This window comes from Streptomyces sp. DH24 (assembly GCF_029813775.1).
Taxonomy (GTDB): Bacteria; Actinomycetota; Actinomycetes; order Streptomycetales; family Streptomycetaceae; genus Streptomyces.
Genome location: NZ_JARVKW010000009.1, coordinates 177,418 through 194,527, shown reverse-complemented (window position 1 = coordinate 194,527; position 17,110 = coordinate 177,418). Strand labels below are relative to the sequence as shown.

Sequence of the window (17,110 nt, the reverse complement as noted above, 5' to 3'; positions counted from 1 at the left end):
TCCTCCGCTCCGCAGCGTGGCGAGTCGCTGTCCTCCTCCGCTCCGCAGCGTGGCGAGTCGCTGTCCTCCTCCGCTCCGCAGCGTGGCGAGTCGCTGTCCTCCTCCGCTCCGCAGCGTGGCGAGTCGCTGTCCTCCTCCGCTCCGCAGCGTGGCGAGTCGCCGACCTCCGCCGCTCCGCGCCACGGCGAGCCGTCGGGCCCCGTCACCCCGCAGCACGGCGAGTCGTCGCCCTCCGCGCCGCAACGCGAGTCCGTGCCGACCTTCCGTATGCGGGCGATTCCCGAGCCCGAGTCCCGTGGGACCGGCACCGGTGCGGCGACGTTCCCCTTGCGGGCGGTGCCGTCGTGGGCCGCCGAGCGTGAGTCGCCGTCCGGGCGGGAACCGGCGGCGGATGCCATGGCGCCCGGCACGGTCGCCGCCCCGACGGGCGCGTTCGGCCCGCCGCCGCGCATGGACGCCGGGTCGCACACCGCAGCGCCCGACCCCACCCGCCCGGCAGAACACGGCCGTGCCCCCGAACCGCCCGCGCCTCCGGTCGCCGGCAGGGACGCTCATGCCCCCGGGTCGGCCCTGTCGCCTGCGCCTCCGGCCGCCCGCCGGGACGCTCACGCCTCCGGACCGGCCCCGGTGACTCCACCCCCGGCCGCCGGTCGGAGCGCGCCCGTCGCGTCCGGATACACCCCCATCCCCGACATGGCCCTCCCGCCCTCCTACGATCCCGACCCCAAGCCCACCCCCGCCCGTGGTTTCGACGCCGTGGCCGAGGCGGTGCTCGGGGACGAGCCGATCACCGCGCCCGGGGACGACACCGCGCCCGCGCTGCTCGCCGAGCCGATGGGGAGGATCAACGACGCAGTCCGGGGCGGGCGCACGGAGGAGGCGGCGAGGCTGGCCGAGGAGACCGTCGCCGAGGCGTCCGCGACGCTGGGCCCGGAGCACCCCGAGGTGCTGCGGCTCCAGGAACTCACCGCCTACATCGCCTACTTGGCCGGGGAGCCGGTCCGCGCGCTGCGGCTGTCGCTCGAACTGGCCGGCGTCCACCGCCGTTCGGGCGACGCCGAGGCCGCGTACGGCAACGTCCAGAGCGCGGCGACCGCCTGGCGTGCCGTACGCGACCCGGCGAGGGGCCTGGAGCTGGGCCGCGAACTGATCGACCTGTGGACCGGGCTCGCGGCCGAGGGCGGTCCGGCCGCCGAGGAGATCGAGCAGTTGGAGCCCGTCCGCACCCGCATGGAGCGGCTGGCCCAACGCGCCCGGGCCTCGGAGGACTAGACGGCCCCGTCCGGTACTAGGACGACAGCTGCCAGACCGCGTGGGCCAGGGCGTCGCTGTTGCGGTTCAGGGCCGTGTCGTTGATGTTGGACGTCGTGTCGCAGGACGAGTGGTAGCAGCGGTCGAACGCCACGCCCGCCGTGCCGCCCCACTTCTGGGCCTGCGCCGCCGTCTTCGTGCGGCTCGCGCCCGTGAACAGCCCGCCCACCGGCACGCCCGCGCTCTTGAACGGCGCGTGGTCGGAGCGGCCGTCGCCCTCGGTCTCGATCTCCGTGGGCACGCCGAGGCCGGCGAAGTATTCCTTGAAGGTCTTCTCGATCGTGGGGTCGTCGTCGTAGACGAAGTAGCCGGGGTTGGGCGAGCCGATCATGTCGAAGTTGAGGTAGCCGCTGATCGTCGCGCGGTTTCCGACGGAGAGGCTGTTGACGTAGTGGCGGGAGCCGACGAGGCCGAGCTCCTCCGCGTCCCACCAGGCGAACCGCAGGTGTTTGGTGGGCTTGTACTGGGCCCGCGCCACGGCGAGCGCGGTCTCCAGGACGGCCGCCGAACCGGAGCCGTTGTCGTTGATGCCGGGTCCCGAGCTGACGCTGTCGAGGTGCGAGCCGGCCATGACGACCCGGTTGGTGTCGCCGCCGGGCCAGTCGGCGATCAGGTTGTAGCCGGTGCGGCCGGAGTAGGTGAACTGCTGGATCGTGGTGGTGAATCCGGCCGCGTCCAGCCTGGCCTTCACGTAGTCGAGGGACGCCTTGTAGCCGGGGCGGCCGTGTGCGCGGTTGCCGCCGTTGGCGGTGGCTATGGACTGGAACTGCGTCAGGTGCGCCTTGACGTTGGCGACGGGTATGTCGGGTGCCGCGGCCGGCAGCGGCGCCGGTGTCGCGTCGGCGACGGTGCCGCCGGCCAGCAGGGTGGTGGCCGCGACGACGGCCGCCGCCACGGCACGCCCGGAAACGGAGAGCTTCATGTGGGGGCTCCGAATTCCTTGGGAATCCTGGGGGATTCCAGGTGAATGGGTGCCCTGGATGGTCGAGGTACGACTGAAGCTCCGTCAAGAGCGCTATCCGGACAGGGATTTCGCTATCCGAATAGCGGATCGCCGCCCCGCTCCACCTCGGTGCCCCGCCCCGCCCCGCCTCGCCGCCCCCGTCCCGCCCCGCCTCACCGGCCGGCCTCACCGGATCGCCCGCGCCTGCCCACGCCTGTCCGTGCCGCCCGCGCCTGCCCACGCCTGTCCGTGCCGCCCGCGCCTGTCCGTGCCGCCCGCGCCTGCCCGCGCCTGTCCGTGCCGCTCGCGTCTGTCCGCGCCTGCCCGTGCCGCCCAGGCCGTGTCAGCGAAGTGGCGTCGTCGCCCGGAGCGCGGCAGGCGCCACTTCGCGGGCGCGGCCTAGTGGACGCAGAATTCGTTGCCCTCCGGGTCCTGCATCACGACCCATGCCCCCGACGGTTCCGACACGCGCCGCAGCACGCTCGCGCCCAGCGCTTCCAGCCGCCGGACCTCCGTGTCGCGCTGCCCCTCACCGGTGTGCAGGTCGATGTGGAGCCGGTTCTTCACGGTCTTCGCCTCCGGTACGCGCTGGAACAGCAGCCGCCGTCCGAGCCCCGTCCCGCGCTCCTCGTCGTGCGGGTCGTCGGGGTGCCGCACGGCGGCCAGGTCCCGCCAGAAGCGGCGGCCGTGGTGCTCGACGGTGAGCTCGGCCGGTGCGGCGCCGAGGCCCAGCAGCTTCTCGATGAGCGGGCTGTTGTCCTCCAGCGCGTAGCGGAGCGCGGCGGCCCAGAAGTCGGCCTGGGCGTGCGGGTCGGCGGCGTCGATGACGAGTTTCCAGTGCAGGGGTGCGACGGGCTGAGTCATGTAACCACTTATACTGGTTACATGAGCGAGCGGGCAACGGAAACGCCGGGAGCAACGGGAACACCGGGGACCGTCGGTCCGTCGCGGCGGTCGTCCCCGGGCCTCACGCTGGTCTCCCGGGACGGCAAGCCCTACCGCTTCGACCCGGGCGCCCTGTGTCTGGAGCTGCTGCCGACCGGCGGCCCGGGTGCCTACGCGCGCTACGAGGTGCTGCACGAGCCCGCGGACCTCGTCACCTGGGCCGGGCGCAGCCGGCTGCGGGACGGCCTGGACCTCACGGTGAGCGAGGCGGAACTGGAGCGGGCCCGCGCCTTCCGTGACGCCCTGTTCCTCCTCACCGCCGACCGCGCCCACGGCCGCCCGCTGCGGCCGGCCCACCTCGACGCCGTCAACGAGGCCGCCGCCCGGCCCCCGCTCGTCACCCGCATCGAGCCGGACGGCACGCCCGGCTGGGCCCCGGGCGCCACGGCGACGCAGTTGCTGTCGACGGTGGCCCGCGACGCGATCGACCTGTTCACCGGCCCGTACGCCGACCGCATCCGCGAGTGCGGCGCCCACAACTGCCGTCTGCTGTTCGTCGACACCTCGCGCCCGGGGCGGCGCCGCTGGTGCGCGATGGAGCACTGCGGGAACAGGGAAAAGGTGCGCGCCCACCGGGCACGCACCCATCGCGACGCACCTGACACCGCTTAGGTGTGCTGTCCCGGGACGTGTCCCGGCAGCCCTTACGCGTCCACGGGGTCGGTGTTCGGTGCCGTGGTGGCGCGCGGCGCCCGCAGTTCGGCGCGGGCCTGCGCGGCCTTGCGGGCGGTGCGCAGCGCGTCGCCCGTGAGCAGGGACAGCGCCAGCCACACCAACGCGAACCCGGCCCAGCGCTCCGGCGGCATCGCCTCGTGGAAGTACAGGATGCCGAGCAGGAACTGGAACACCGGCGCCAGGTACTGCAGCAGTCCCAGCGTCGACAGCGGCACGCGGATCGCCGCCGCGCCGAAGCAGACCAGCGGCAGCGCGGTCACGATGCCGGTCGCGGCGAGCAGCGCGGCGTGCCCCGCGCCCTCGGTGCCGAAGGTCAGGTCGCCCCGTGTGCCGAGCCACACCAGATAGCCCAGGGCGGGCAGGAACTGCACGGCGGTCTCGGCGGCCAGCGACTCGATGCCGCCGAGGTTGACCTTCTTCTTCACCAGGCCGTACGCCGCGAAGGAGAAGGCGAGCACCAGCGAGATCCACGGCGGCCTGCCGTAGCCGACGGTGAGGACGACGACGGCCGCGAAGCCGATCCCGACCGCCGCCCACTGCGCGGGCCGCAGCCGTTCCTTCAGCAGCAGGACGCCCAGGGCGATGGTGACGAGCGGATTGATGAAGTACCCGAGGGACGCCTCGACGACGTGGCCGGAGTTCACGGACCAGATGTAGAGGCCCCAGTTGACGGTGATGACGGCCGCGGCGAACGCGATCAGCGCCAGCCGGCGCGGCTGGCGCAGCAGTTCGCCCGCCCAGGCCCAGCGCCGGACCACCAGCAGGGCGACGGCCACGAAGGCCAGTGACCACACCATGCGGTGGGCGAGGATCTCCGTCGCGCCGGCCGGCTTCAGCAGGGGCCAGAAGAGGGGCACGAGGCCCCACATCCCGTAGGCCGCGAAACCGTTCAGCAGTCCTATGTGTCGCTCGCCCTTCGGCTTCCCGGTCACGGGCACCTCCTTCTCGCCTGGCCGCCTCACATGCAGCACCGACGAAGGTAACGCCGCGGGCCCCCGCCTGTCATGCCCGTATCGGCATACGGTCATGACAGTTTCACGGCGCCTCCCGGACCCCGCTCCCCGGCCCGGGGGAGGCGCCCGTACCGGCTTGTATCCGCTTTGTATGCCGGCCTCCTTCAATCGCCACGTCACCTCGGCGACCACGGGAGGAACCATGCAGAGACGTAAGAGACACGGCCGTCGGCTGGTCGCGGCGCTGTGCGGCCTGGCCGCGCTGGTGGCCGCCGCCCCCGCCGCCACCGCCGCGTCGGAACCGGCCTCCGCCGAGGCCGCGGCGACCCGCCCCGCGTTCCGCATGCCGTTCATCTGCGGCCAGACCTGGCGCGGCAGCAACTGGCAGGGCCACAGCCCCGCCCACTCCATCGACTGGAACCACTACGACGCCAACGGCACCCCGGACGACCTCGGCCGCCGGGTCCTCGCCAGCGCCGGCGGCACCGTCCTGGAGTCGTACTACGCCACCAGCACCGGCTACGGGAACACCATCGTCATCGGCCACGGCAACGGCTGGCGCACCCGCTACTCGCACCTGAAGACGCGCGACGTGCAGAAGGGTGCCACCGTCACCCGCGGCCAGCGCATCGGCACGGTCGGCGCCACGTCCGCGCTCTACGACATCTCCCCGCACCTGCACTACGAGCAGATCCTCAACGGCAGCGTCGTCGTCGCCGTCGTCCAGGGCCTGTCGTACCCGGACTACACCACGCGCTACCAGACCAGCACCAACCGCTGCTGACCCCCGGACCGCCCCGGAACGGGGGGCGGGTACGGCGCACGCGCAGCCGCCGTACCCGCACTCCGGGGCGCATTCCGCGCGAGCCGCTCAGCGCAGCGACCGCAGCTTGGCGTCCACCAGTTCCGCCTGGTCCCGCACGTCCAGGCGCCGCCAGGCCGACAGGGAGCGGTGGAAGTAGCGCCGCGCGGTCTGCTTGCGGCCCGTCGCGTGATGCAGCTCGCCCAGCAGACACGCCACCCGCGCCTCCGCGCGCCGGTCGCCGAGCTGCTGCTGCACCGCCAGCGCGCCGACCAGCAGCGCCGACGCCTGACCCGCGTCGCCCTGCCGCAGGCACAGCTCCCCGATGCTCTGCTGCACGTACGCCGCGCAGTGCGTGTCGGTCAGCTCGTCGAAGATCTCCAGCGCCCGCTCCAGCTCGGCCCGCGCCACCTGCGGTTCCCCGCGCAGCTCGTGCAGTACGGCGATACGGCGGCGGACCTGCGCCTCGCGGTGCCGGTCGCCGACGTCACGGGACAGGGCGAGGGCGTGCGCGAGCCACGGCGCAGCGGCGTCCGGGTCGCCCCGCTCCAGCCACACCGACGCGATCGCGTTGTGCGCGACGGCCTCGCAGTGCCGGTCGCCCGCGGCCCGGGAGGCGTGCAGCGCCTCGGTGAACGACGTGAGCGCCGCGTCCAGAGCGCCGGTCACCCGGTGCACGGTGCCGGTGCCGAGCCCGGCGACGGCCTCGCCCGAGCGGTGGCCGAGGGCGGCGAAGACCTCCCGCGACCGTTCGAAGGCGGCGAGCGCGTCGGCGTACCGGTCCTGGTAGAGGTGGAGCTGGCCCAGGTTGCGCAGCAGGGCGGCGGAGCGCGCGTCGGGGGGGGCGGGCACGGCGTCCAGGACGAGCCGGTGGGTGCGCAGCCAGTCGCCGTAGTAGCCGCGCATGTCGAAGAAGCCGGCCAGCTCGACGGCGAGATCGGCGGCCCGGGCGTGGTCGCCGAGCCGCAGCGCCGACTCCACGGCGGCGACGAGGACCCGGCGTTCGCTCTCGAACCACTCGATGGGCCGGGCCCGCACCGCGCGGGCGAGGCCGGCGGCCGGGCCGGGCAGCGGCAGCGCCTCGCCGAGCACCCCGAGGAAACGGGTCGGCATGGCGGCGTTCGCGCAGCGGGCCAGCGCGATCAGGGCGTCCACGGTCCCGAGGCCCCGCTCGCGCCAGACGTCCGGCGCGTCCGCCTCGGCGAGTTCACGCGCGTAGATGCGGAGCAGATCGTGCATGCGGTAGCGCTGGAGACCGAGCGGGTCGGTGCCGACCACCTCCACCAGGTGCTCGTCGAGCAGCGTCTCCAGCACCCGGTCCGGCTCCCTGGGCCGGCCCATCGCGACCGTCACGAGCCAGCCGGGCACCGCCTGGTCGGGCAGCCGTCCGAAGGCGCGGAACGCGGTGGCCGCGTGCTCGGGCAGATGCCGGTAGCTCAGCTCGGCGCTCGCCCGCACCTCCAGCTCGCCGGTCTGCAACTGGTCCAGCCGGCCGCGCTCGTCGTGCAGGAAGTCGGCCAGCGCGCCGACGGTCCAGCCGGGCCGGTTGGCCAGCCGGGCCCCGGCGATCCGCACGGCCAGCGGCAGCGAGCCGCAGCCGGTGAGCACCCGGTCGGCGTCCGCGCCTGCGACGCTCAGCCGGTCCTCGCCGACGATCCGGCCGAGCAGCGCGCGGGCCTCGTCGTGCCGCATCACCCCGAGGGGGCAGTGCTGCGCGGGCAGGGCCGGCATCCGGCGGCGGGAACTGACCAGCACCGCGGAGCCTCCGGTGCCCGGCAGCAGCGGCCGGACCTGGGCGCCGGTCGCGGCGTCGTCCAGGACGATCAGGACGCGCCGCTGGGCCAGCCGGGAACGCAGCAGCGCGGCCCGCTCGCCCGGCTCGGACGGCATGGCGTTGTCGATGACGCCGAGGCCGCGCAGCATCTCGGCGAGCACGTCGGCCGCCTCGCGCGGCCGGCCGCTCAGGCCGCCCAGGTCCACGAACAGCTGCCCGTCCGGGAACATGTGCCGCACCCGGTGGGCCACATGAACGACCAGGGTGGACTTCCCCGACCCCGGCGGGCCCGACACCACGGCGACCACCGGCCGCCGCCCCGCGCCGGACAGCAGCTCCTCCAGGGCGGCGATCTCCGTGTCGCGGCCGGTGAAGTCGGGCACGTCCATGGGCAGTTGGCACACCGGCGCGGCCGGGGCGGTACGGCGCCGCGCCACATGCCCGTTGATCTCCTCGCCGGTGGCGCGCAGCGGGGCGCCCGGGGCGACGCCGAGCTCGACGGCCAGGACGCGCTCGGCCTCCGCGTAGGCGGCGCGGGCCTCGGTGACCCGGCCGGCTCCGTACAGGGCGCGGACCAGCATCTGCCACAGGTCCTCGCGCAGCGGGTCCTCGGCGAGTCGTTTCCTCAGGTCGGCGACGAGCGGCGGGTAGTCGCCCAGCCGCAGCCGGACCTCCAGGCACTCGTCCACGGCGAGGGACCGCAGCTCCTCGATCCGGGTGAGCACGGGGTCCCACACCACGCTGGACGGCAGGTCCTGGAGCACGCCGCCCCGCCACAGCGCGAGGGCCGCGTCGTAGCCACGCAGGGCGGTGGCGTCGTCGCCCCGGTCGCGGGCCGCGCGGGCGCCGTCCAGGAGGTGCTCGAACAGCAGCATGTCGTGGTCGCCGGGCTCGACGTCCAGGGCGTAGCCCGCGGGCAGGGTGCGCAGTCCGTCGGTGGCGACGCCGGCGGCCGTCAGGGCCCGCCGCAACGCGCGTACGTAGGTGCGGACGTTGGCCACCGCCGAGCGGGGCGCGCCGCCCGGCCACAGGACCTCGGTCAGCACGTCCAGCGACACGAACGCGCCGGGTTGCAGCAGCAGCGTGGCGAGCACCGCCCGCGGCTTGGGACCGCCCAGTGGCAGCGGCCCCGTCCCGCCCCGCGCGCGTACCTGGAGCGGGCCCAGTACGCCGAATATCGGCTCCCCCATCCGCCTGCCTCCGACCAGCCCGTGACAGTCCGTGACTGCGGCACAGCGTAGCCGCGCCCACAGTCGCCGAACAGGAGTTCAGCGATCCGGTACGTGACCGACACCGCCGGGTCACTTCCCGTCGGCCCGGCCGGAACCACGCGGCGGGGGACGTGAAAAGGCGCTCCCCGCCGGGCGCGGCGGGGAGCGCGGGTGCGGGGCGTCAGTCCTTGAGCGCCGTCGCGATCGCCTCCGCGAGCGGCGTGGCCGGGCGCCCCGCCAGGCGGGACAGGTCACCGGAGCCGACCACCAGCTCGCCCTTCTCGATGGACGCGTCCACGCCCGCGAGGACCGCCGCGAACGGCTCCGGCAGTCCGGCGCCGGTGAGGATGCCGGTCAGCTCGGCGGGGGAGACGGGCCGGTAGACGATCTCCTTGCCGGTCTGCCGGCTCAGCTCCGCCGCGTACTCGGCGAAGCTCCACGCCTCGTCGCCGCCCAGCTCGTACGTCCGGTTCTCGTGCCCCTCGCCGGTCAGTACGGCGACGGCGGCGGCCGCGTAGTCGGCGCGCGAGGCGGAGGACACCCGGCCCTCGCCGGCGGCGGCCACCACGGCGCCGTGCTCCAGGACGGGGGCGAGCTGCTCGGTGTAGTTCTCGTGGTACCAGCCGTTGCGCAGCAGCGTGTAGGGCACGCCCGAGGCGAGGATCGCCTCCTCCGTGCCCCGGTGGTCGTCGGCCAGCGCGGCGGTCAGGGTGCCGGGGGCGCTGGTGTAGGCGAACAGGGCGACACCGGCGGACCTGGCGGCGTCGAGGACCGCCTTGTGCTGGCCGGTCCGACCCTTGTCGAACTCGTTGCCGGAGATCAGCAGCACCTTGTCGCCGGGCGCGAACAGGCCGTCGAACGTCTCGGGCGCGTTGTAGTCGGCGACGGCGAGCCGCACGCCGCGTTCGGCGAGGCCGGCGGCCCTCGCCCGGTCGCGCACGACGGCGGTGACCTGCTCGGCCGGGACCTTCTCCAGCAGCTGTGCCACGACGAGGCGGCCGAGCTTTCCGGTGGCGCCGGTGACGACGATGCTCATGTACGGGACTCCTTCGGGGGGTGGTTGTCCACTAACCCTAGGAGGTGCGCTAACCAAAAGAAAGTACCCACTTTGAAGTAAGGTACTGGCATGACGGTAAGTGAAGCAGGGAGCCGGACCGTGGGCCGTGAGGCCACCAGCCGCGAGGACATGTGCCCGCACCGGCTGGTGCTGGAGCACGTCACCAGCCGCTGGGGCGTCCTCGTCCTGATCCAGCTGCTGGAGCGTTCGTATCGCTTCAGCGAGCTGCGCCGGGCGATCGGCCGCGTCAGCGAGAAGATGCTCACCCAGACCCTCCAGACCCTGGAGCGCGACGGCCTGGTGCACCGCGACGCCCGGCCGGTCATCCCGCCCCGCGTCGACTACTCCCTCACCGACCTCGGCCGCGAGGCCGCCGAACAGGTCCGCTCGCTCGCCCGGTGGACCGAGCGGCGGCTGGAGGACGTGCAGGAGGCCCGCCGGGCATACGACGAGGCCCGGACACCCTGAGGCGCCCGGGCCCGACAGCCGTACCGCGTGTCAGCCGACGACGGTCCAGGTGTCGCCGCCGGCGAGGAGGGCGGAGAGGTCGCCCTTGCCGTGCTGTTCGACGGCGGTGTCGAGCTGGTCGGCCATCAGGGTGTCGTAGACGGGCCGGTCGACGGAGCGGAACACGCCGATCGGGGTGTGGTGGAGCGTGTCCGGGTCGGCCAGCCTCGACAGCGCGAACGCCGTGGTCGGAGACTCGGTGCGGGCGTCGTGGACGAGGACCTGTGCCTCGTTGTCCGGGGTGACGGTGACGACCTTCAGGTCGCCGGTGCGCTGGTCGCGGACCACGCCCTTCGACAGTCCGCTGCCGAACCGGACCGGCTGTCCGTGTTCCAGGCGGATGACGGCTTCCTCGGCCTGCTGCTTGTCCTTGAGGGCGTCGAAGGCGCCGTCGTTGAAGATGTTGCAGTTCTGGTAGATCTCCACCAGCGCCGTGCCCGGGTGGGCGGCGGCCTGGCGCAGGACCTCGGTGAGGTGCTTGCGGTCGGAGTCGACCGTGCGCGCCACGAAGGAGGCTTCCGCGCCGATCGCCAGTGACACCGGGTTGAACGGGGCGTCCAGCGAGCCCATCGGCGTCGACTTGGTGATCTTCCCGACCTCCGAGGTCGGGGAGTACTGGCCCTTGGTGAGGCCGTAGATCCGGTTGTTGAACAGCAGGATCTTCAGGTTCACGTTGCGGCGCAGCGCGTGGATCAGGTGGTTGCCGCCGATGGAGAGGGCGTCGCCGTCGCCGGTGACGACCCAGACGGACAGGTCGCGGCGTGAGGCGGCCAGGCCGGTCGCGATCGCCGGGGCGCGGCCGTGGATCGAGTGCATCCCGTAGGTGTTCATGTAGTACGGGAAACGGGACGAGCAGCCGATCCCGGAGACGAACACGATGTTCTCCCGGGCCAGGCCCAGCTCGGGCATGAAACCCTGCACCGCCGCCAGGATCGCGTAGTCCCCGCAGCCGGGGCACCAGCGCACCTCCTGGTCGGACTTGAAGTCCTTCATCGACTGCTTGCCCTCGGCCTTCGGGACGAGCGAGAGCGCCTCGGCCGTGCCCGTGCTTTCCGTGGACGTGTCAGCCATCGATGGCCTCCTTGAGAGCGGTGGCGAGCTGCTCGGCCTTGAACGGCATGCCGTTGACCTGGTTGTAGGAGTGGGCGTCGACCAGGTACTTCGCCCGGACCAGGGTGGCGAGCTGGCCGAGGTTCATCTCGGGGATCACCACCTTGTCGTAACGCTTCAGGACCTCGCCGAGGTTCTTCGGGAAGGGGTTGAGGTGGCGCAGGTGGGCCTGGGCGATCGTCTCGCCGGCCGTGCGCAGTCGCCGGACGGCCGCGGTGATCGGGCCGTAGGTGGAGCCCCAGCCCAGGACCAGGGTCCGGGCCTGGCCGGACGGGTCGTCGACCTCGATGTCGGGTACGTCGATGCCGTCGATCTTGGCCTGCCGGGTGCGGACCATGACGTCGTGGTTGGCCGGCGCGTAGGAGATGTTGCCCGTGCCGTCCTCCTTCTCGATGCCGCCGATGCGGTGCTCCAGGCCCGGCGTGCCCGGTACCGCCCACGGGCGTGCCAACGTCCTCGGGTCGCGTTTGTAGGGCCAGAAGACGTCGGTGCCGTCGTCCAGGGTGTGGTTCGGTCCCTGCGCGAACTGCACCCGGAGATCGGGGAGTTCGTCCAGGTCCGGGATGCGCCAGGGCTCCGAGCCGTTGGCGAGGTAGCCGTCGGAGAGGAGGAACACCGGGGTGCGGTACGTCAGCGCGATGCGGGCGGCCTCGATGGCGGCGTCGAAGCAGTCCGCGGGTGTGCGCGGCGCGACGACCGGCACCGGGGCTTCGCCGTTGCGGCCGTACATCGCCTGCAGCAGATCCGCCTGCTCCGTCTTCGTCGGCAGGCCCGTCGACGGGCCGCCGCGCTGGATGTCCACGATCAGCAGCGGCAGTTCGAGGGACACCGCCAGTCCGACCGTCTCCGACTTCAGGGCCACGCCGGGGCCGGAGGTGGTGGTGACGGCGAGGGAGCCGCCGAACGCCGCACCCAGCGCCGCGCCGATCCCCGCGATCTCGTCCTCCGCCTGGAACGTGCGCACACCGAAGTTCTTGTGCCTGCTCAGTTCGTGCAGGATGTCCGAGGCCGGCGTGATCGGATACGAGCCCAGGAACAGCGGCAGGTCCGCCTGCCGGGACGCCGCGATCAGACCGTACGCCAGAGCCAGGTTGCCGGAAATGTTGCGGTACACACCCGGCGGGAACGCCGCAGCCGCCGGCGCCACCTCGTACGAGACCGCGAAATCCTCCGTCGTCTCCCCGAAGTTCCACCCCGCCCGGAAAGCGGCGATGTTCGCCGCCGCGATGTCCGGCTTCCTGCCGAACTTCGCCCGCAGGAACCTCTCCGTGCCTTCCGTCGGACGGTGATACATCCACGACAGCAGGCCCAGCGCGAACATGTTCTTGCTGCGCTCCGCCTCCTTCCGCGACAGCCCGAACTCCTTCAGCGCCTCCACCGTCAACGTCGTCAACGGCACCCGATGCACGCTGTAACCATCCAGCGAACCGTCCTCCAGCGGCGAGGTCGCATACCCGACCTTCTGCATCGCCCGCTTCGTGAACTCGTCCGTGTTGACGATGATCTCCGCACCCCGCGGCAAATCCCCCACGTTCGCCTTCAACGCCGCCGGGTTCATCGCCACCAGCACGTTCGGCGCATCCCCGGGCGTCAGGATGTCGTGGTCCGCGAAATGCAACTGGAAGCTGGAGACACCCGGCAGGGTGCCGGCCGGGGCGCGGATCTCGGCCGGGAAGTTCGGCAGCGTCGACAGGTCGTTGCCGAACGACGCCGTCTCCGACGTGAACCGGTCACCCGTAAGCTGCATACCATCGCCCGAGTCCCCCGCGAACCGGATGATGACCCGGTCCAGCCGGCGGACGTCCTTCGTCCCGGCCGGTTGGCGCTGCTCTCCCGCGACGGCTCCGTCGGCCTGTTCCGCTGGGCTACTGACCTGGCTGGTCACTGAACTGGACCTCCCTGGTGGACGGCTGTCCGCGACAGGCCTTCCCGCAGGCCCGTACAGATCAACCCTACGTCTGTGAGACTCGCACCCGGCTCGACATTCGCATGATGGACACGACAGCGAGACGGCCCACGGCTCTGACGTGCCATGATCTTCCGCTCCCGGCGACGCTCGTGCCGGCGCTGCCCCTGAAGACGCCCGTCCCGGTTCACCGGTTCTCAGGAATTGAGATAGGTGAGCACGGCAAGCACCCGTCGGTGGTCGCCGTCGCTGGGGGACAGACCCAGCTTCAGGAAGATGTTGCTGACGTGCTTCTCGACCGCCCCGTCGCTGACCACCAGCTGCCGCGCGATCGCCGAGTTCGTCCGGCCCTCCGCCATCAGACCCAGCACCTCGCGCTCCCGCGGGGTGAGCCCCGCGAGCACGTCCTGCTTCCGGCTGCGGCCCAGCAACTGCGCGACGACCTCCGGATCCAGGGCCGTACCGCCCCGGGCGACCCGCACCACCGCGTCCACGAACTCGCGCACCTCGGCCACCCGGTCCTTGAGCAGGTAGCCGACACCGCGGCTGGAGCCCGCCAGCAACTCCGTGGCGTAGCGCTCCTCCACGTACTGCGACAGGACGAGGACCCCGAGTCCCGGGTGCGCCTTGCGCAGCTGCACCGCGGCCCGGACGCCCTCGTCGGTGTGCGTGGGCGGCATCCGCACATCGGCGACCACCACGTCGGGCAGCTCGCCCCCGTCGGCCAGCTCGGTGATCGTCTTGATCAGCGCGTCCCCGTCACCGACGCCGGCCACGACGTCGTGCCCCCGGTCGGTCAGCAGCCGGGTCAGGCCCTCCCTCAGCAGCACCGAGTCCTCGGCGATGACCACCCGCACCCTGTCCTCCACGTCCTACGGCCCCCCTGCCCGGCGGCCCGCCCCACGGCAGGCCTGCGACAGGTCCAGCATTCCAGCATCGGCAGACGGATGCGGCCTCCCGACGGGATTGGGGCGACGGCCACCCGCGCAACGGCGCCCGGCGCTGCCGCGTTGTCCGGTTCCTTGGCCGAAAGCGCTCGGTCACCCGGTGGTCCCGGGTACCGGACCGGTGCCCGGCGTCACCTGCGCCACGGCAGTTCGGCCGTCACCCGCGTCGGACCGCCGGCCGGCGAGTCCACCACGAGGATGCCGTCCACCGCGTCCAGCCGCTCCGCCAGCCCGGCCAGGCCCGAACCCCGGGTCACGTCCGCGCCGCCCGCGCCGTCGTCCCAGACCTGGAGCAGCAGCCGGTTCTCCACGCGCCACACCTCCACCACCGCCGAGGTCGCCCGCGCGTGCTTGCTGATGTTCTGCAGCAGCTCCGACACCGTGAAGTACGCGATGCCCTCGATCGCCGGCGCCGGCCGCTCCCGCAGGTCCACCTCGACCCGTACCGGCACCGCGCACCGCGACGCCACCGCCGACAGCGCCGCGTCGAGCCCGCGGTCCGTCAGCACCGCCGGGTGAATGCCCCGCGCGAGGTCGCGCAGCTCCTGGAGCGCCGTCTTCACCTCGCCGTGCGCCTCGTCGACCATCCGCGCCGCCTCCTGCGGGTCCTCGCGCAGCTTCTCCTTCGCCAGCCCCAGGTCCATCGCCAGGTTCACCAGCCGGGCCTGCGCCCCGTCGTGCAGATCCCGCTCGATGCGCCGTAGATCGGCGGCGGCCGTGTCGACCACGACACCCCGGTCCGACTCCAGCTCCACGACCCGCGTCGCCAGCCGGGACGGCCCGAGCAGCCCGTGCACCATCACCCGGTCCACCATGGTCAGCGCCCGCACGATCCACGGCGTGGCCAGCGTGAACAACAGCCCGACCAGCGCCGTCACCGTGATCTCGAACGGGTTGTCCAGATACACGCGGTGCGTCTCGTCCCCGTACAGCTGCAGGCCGCCCTGCCCCGCCCACACCGGGAAGACCCAGAACCACAGCGGGTACGTCAGCAGCGCCCAGCCGTACGCCCAGAAGTTCAGGGCGACGACGAAGGACACCACCGCCCACGGGAAGTGCAGCAGCGCGTACAGCACCGCCCGCCAGGACGTGCCGCTCTTCAGCACGGCGCCGACCCACGCCATCAGGCCCGGCTTGCCCATGCGCAGCGGCTCCGGCCCGGCCACGTCCAGGCCCAGCAGCCCGCGCGCCCGCGCCCGCTCCAGTGCCCCGAGCCCGCGGCAGCCGGCCAGCGCGGCGGCCAGGACCGGAATCCCGAGGAACGTCACCAGCAGGCCCGCGCCCAGCGAGACCATCGTGACGGCGTACACGAACAGCAGCACGCTGATCGGCAGGCTCAGCAGCACGAAGCCGAACTCGCGCCAGAAGCGCCCCTCGAACGGTGCCCGCAGCCCCGCCGGCAGCCGGGGCCGCCGCTCACTCCCGCTCATCGCGTATCCGGGCCCGCCCGGCCCGTACCCCTGTCCGTACTCCATGGCCATCGGTGTCGTCCGTTTCTCCTCGTCCGGTGCCGTACCACCACACTGCTCCGCCGCAGGTCGGCGGACCATGGAGTCCGTCGGCGTCTTGGGACGGGGGTTTTCCCCACCCCTGGCCGCGCGGACGGTCCCGCCCCGCGCGGCCCTTCCCCGGCCGCGGCCCCGCCCCGCCCCGCTAGGCCTGTCCCCGGTCGCGGTCCCGCCACGGCAGTTCCGCCGTGACGGACGTCGGGCCGCCCTCCGGGGAGTCGACGACGAACAGGCCGTCCACCGCGCCCAGCCGGTCCGCGAGCCCCCGCATCCCCGTACCGCCGTCCAGCCGCGCGCCCCCGCGCCCGTCGTCCCGCACCTGGATCAGCAGCCGGTCGTCCGCCCGCCACACGTCCACCGACGCCGACCGCGCCCCGCTGTGCTTGCTGACGTTCTGCAGCAGCTCCGAGACGGTGAAGTAGGCGATGCCCTCGATGGCCGCGACCGGCCGGGCGGTCAGGTCCACCGTCACCTTCACCGGCACCGTGCACCGCGACGCCACCGCCGACAGCGCCGCGTCCAGGCCCCGGTCGGTGAGCACCGCCGGATGGATGCCGCGCGCCAGATCGCGCAGCTCCTGAAGCGCCAGCTTCACCTCGCCGTGCGCCTCCTCCACCATCGCCGCCACGTGCTCGTCGGCCTGGCCCTCCAGCAGCTTCTCCTTGGCCAGGCCGAGCCCCATGGCCAGGTTCACCAGCCGGGCCTGCGCCCCGTCGTGCAGATCCCGCTCGATGCGCCGCAGATCGGCGGCGGCCGTGTCGACCACGACACCCCGGTCCGACTCCAGCTCCGCGATACGCCGCTCCAACTCGTCCGACGGCGACAGCAGGCCGCGCACCATCGCCCGGTCCGCGTTGGTCAGACCCCGCGCGATGAACGGCAGCACCGGCCACAGCACGAACAGCGACACCAGCGTGATCGTGAAGGTGAGAACACCCCACGGCAGCCGGATGAAGTCGTACAGCACCGTGCGCCAGCCCACCGGGTCCTTCAGCGCCATCCACAGCTGCGCGAAGAACCCGCCGCTGTTCCGGCCGCGGCTGCGCAACGGCAGCGGGCTCGGTTCGTCCACGCGCACCCCGAGCAGCGCCCGGGCCCGCGCCCGCTCCAGCTTCCCGAGCTGCCGCGCTCCCATCAGACCGGCCGCCAGCAGCGGGAACCCGATCACCGTGACGGTCAGCCAGAAGCTCGTGAACAGCACCGTCATGACGTAGACGAAGCCGAACACCGCCATCGGCAGGTTCGCCAGGAGATGCGCGATCTCCTTCCAGGTGTGCCGGTCGTAGGCGAAACGCGCCGGCGGCAGCGGAGCGGCGATGCCGTCCCTGGCCGGGCTCGGAGACGGGAAGCGTTCGGTCATACCGGCCAGCGTGCCCGGCGCCGGGCGGCCGCGCCATGAGGTGGACCGGCGACCCGCCCCGGGGGAAAACCCCACCCCGCGCCTTCCCGCACGTCCCGAGG

Annotated in this window: 14 protein-coding genes; 4 read left to right on the top strand and 10 right to left on the bottom strand. The window is 73.0% G+C overall.

Features of this window, described 5'->3' with window-relative positions:
• Positions 1 to 1,272, top strand: a 1,272-nt coding sequence (locus QC282_RS10475) for a tetratricopeptide repeat protein (RefSeq protein ID WP_279548971.1), incomplete at its 5' end; no start/stop codon positions are given.
• Positions 1,273 to 1,288: 16 nt separating this feature from the next.
• Here the strand turns inward: QC282_RS10475 and QC282_RS10470 are convergent.
• Together QC282_RS10470 and QC282_RS10465 are read right to left on the bottom strand one after the other, a co-directional pair.
• Positions 1,289 to 2,233, bottom strand: a complete 945-nt coding sequence (locus tag QC282_RS10470; protein WP_279548970.1) for a M28 family metallopeptidase — start codon at positions 2,231 to 2,233, stop codon at positions 1,289 to 1,291.
• Between the two features lie 420 nt (positions 2,234 to 2,653).
• Complete coding sequence (locus QC282_RS10465; RefSeq protein ID WP_279548969.1) at positions 2,654 to 3,118, bottom strand: VOC family protein; 465 nt, start codon at positions 3,116 to 3,118, stop codon at positions 2,654 to 2,656.
• A 108-nt stretch (positions 3,119 to 3,226) separates the two neighbouring features.
• On the opposite strand from QC282_RS10465, the gene QC282_RS10460 reads away from it, so the two are divergent.
• Positions 3,227 to 3,811 carry a CGNR zinc finger domain-containing protein gene (locus QC282_RS10460; protein ID WP_279548979.1) on the top strand — a complete coding sequence of 195 codons (585 nt, stop codon included), beginning with the start codon at positions 3,227 to 3,229 and terminating at the stop codon, positions 3,809 to 3,811.
• A gap of 32 nt (positions 3,812 to 3,843) precedes the next feature.
• Here the strand turns inward: QC282_RS10460 and rarD are convergent, their stop codons facing one another.
• Complete coding sequence (gene rarD / locus QC282_RS10455) at positions 3,844 to 4,743, bottom strand: EamA family transporter RarD (protein WP_279548978.1); 900 nt, start codon at positions 4,741 to 4,743, stop codon at positions 3,844 to 3,846.
• Between the two features lie 286 nt (positions 4,744 to 5,029).
• Between rarD and QC282_RS10450 the strand changes: the two genes are divergently transcribed.
• Positions 5,030 to 5,611: a M23 family metallopeptidase gene (locus QC282_RS10450; RefSeq protein WP_279548968.1), complete on the top strand. Its 582-nt coding sequence runs from the start codon at positions 5,030 to 5,032 to the stop codon at positions 5,609 to 5,611.
• A gap of 87 nt (positions 5,612 to 5,698) precedes the next feature.
• On the opposite strand, the gene QC282_RS10445 is transcribed toward QC282_RS10450, so the two are convergent.
• Both QC282_RS10445 and QC282_RS10440 read right to left on the bottom strand, forming a co-directional pair.
• Positions 5,699 to 8,593 (bottom strand): BTAD domain-containing putative transcriptional regulator, encoded by a 2,895-nt coding sequence (locus tag QC282_RS10445; protein WP_279548967.1) that lies wholly within the window; start codon positions 8,591 to 8,593, stop codon positions 5,699 to 5,701.
• 202 nt (positions 8,594 to 8,795) lie between these two features.
• Positions 8,796 to 9,650, bottom strand: a complete 855-nt coding sequence (locus tag QC282_RS10440) for an SDR family oxidoreductase (RefSeq protein ID WP_279548966.1) — start codon at positions 9,648 to 9,650, stop codon at positions 8,796 to 8,798.
• Between the two features lie 90 nt (positions 9,651 to 9,740).
• On the opposite strand from QC282_RS10440, the gene QC282_RS10435 reads away from it, so the two are divergent.
• Positions 9,741 to 10,139 carry a helix-turn-helix domain-containing protein gene (locus QC282_RS10435; RefSeq protein ID WP_279548965.1) on the top strand — a complete coding sequence of 133 codons (399 nt, stop codon included), beginning with the start codon at positions 9,741 to 9,743 and terminating at the stop codon, positions 10,137 to 10,139.
• Between the two features lie 30 nt (positions 10,140 to 10,169).
• Here QC282_RS10435 and QC282_RS10430 read toward each other — a convergent pair whose 3' ends face one another.
• The 5 genes from QC282_RS10430 to QC282_RS10410 all read right to left on the bottom strand — a co-directional run bounded on the left by QC282_RS10430 (position 10,170) and on the right by QC282_RS10410 (position 17,009).
• A complete protein-coding gene (locus tag QC282_RS10430; protein ID WP_279548964.1) occupies positions 10,170 to 11,249 on the bottom strand; it encodes a 2-oxoacid:ferredoxin oxidoreductase subunit beta in 1,080 nt (359 codons plus the stop codon).
• Positions 11,242 to 13,173 (bottom strand): 2-oxoacid:acceptor oxidoreductase subunit alpha, encoded by a 1,932-nt coding sequence (locus QC282_RS10425; protein WP_279548963.1) that lies wholly within the window; start codon positions 13,171 to 13,173, stop codon positions 11,242 to 11,244. Before QC282_RS10425 ends, QC282_RS10430 begins: the two co-directional genes overlap by 8 nt.
• Positions 13,174 to 13,391: 218 nt before the next feature.
• Positions 13,392 to 14,051, bottom strand: coding sequence for a response regulator transcription factor (locus tag QC282_RS10420; protein ID WP_279548977.1), 660 nt, complete (start codon positions 14,049 to 14,051; stop codon positions 13,392 to 13,394).
• 221 nt (positions 14,052 to 14,272) lie between these two features.
• Positions 14,273 to 15,622, bottom strand: a complete 1,350-nt coding sequence (locus QC282_RS10415) for a sensor histidine kinase (RefSeq protein WP_279548962.1) — start codon at positions 15,620 to 15,622, stop codon at positions 14,273 to 14,275.
• A 172-nt stretch (positions 15,623 to 15,794) separates the two neighbouring features.
• Positions 15,795 to 17,009, bottom strand: coding sequence for a sensor domain-containing protein (locus QC282_RS10410; protein ID WP_279548961.1), 1,215 nt, complete (start codon positions 17,007 to 17,009; stop codon positions 15,795 to 15,797).
• Between the last annotated feature and the right edge of the window lie 101 nt (positions 17,010 to 17,110).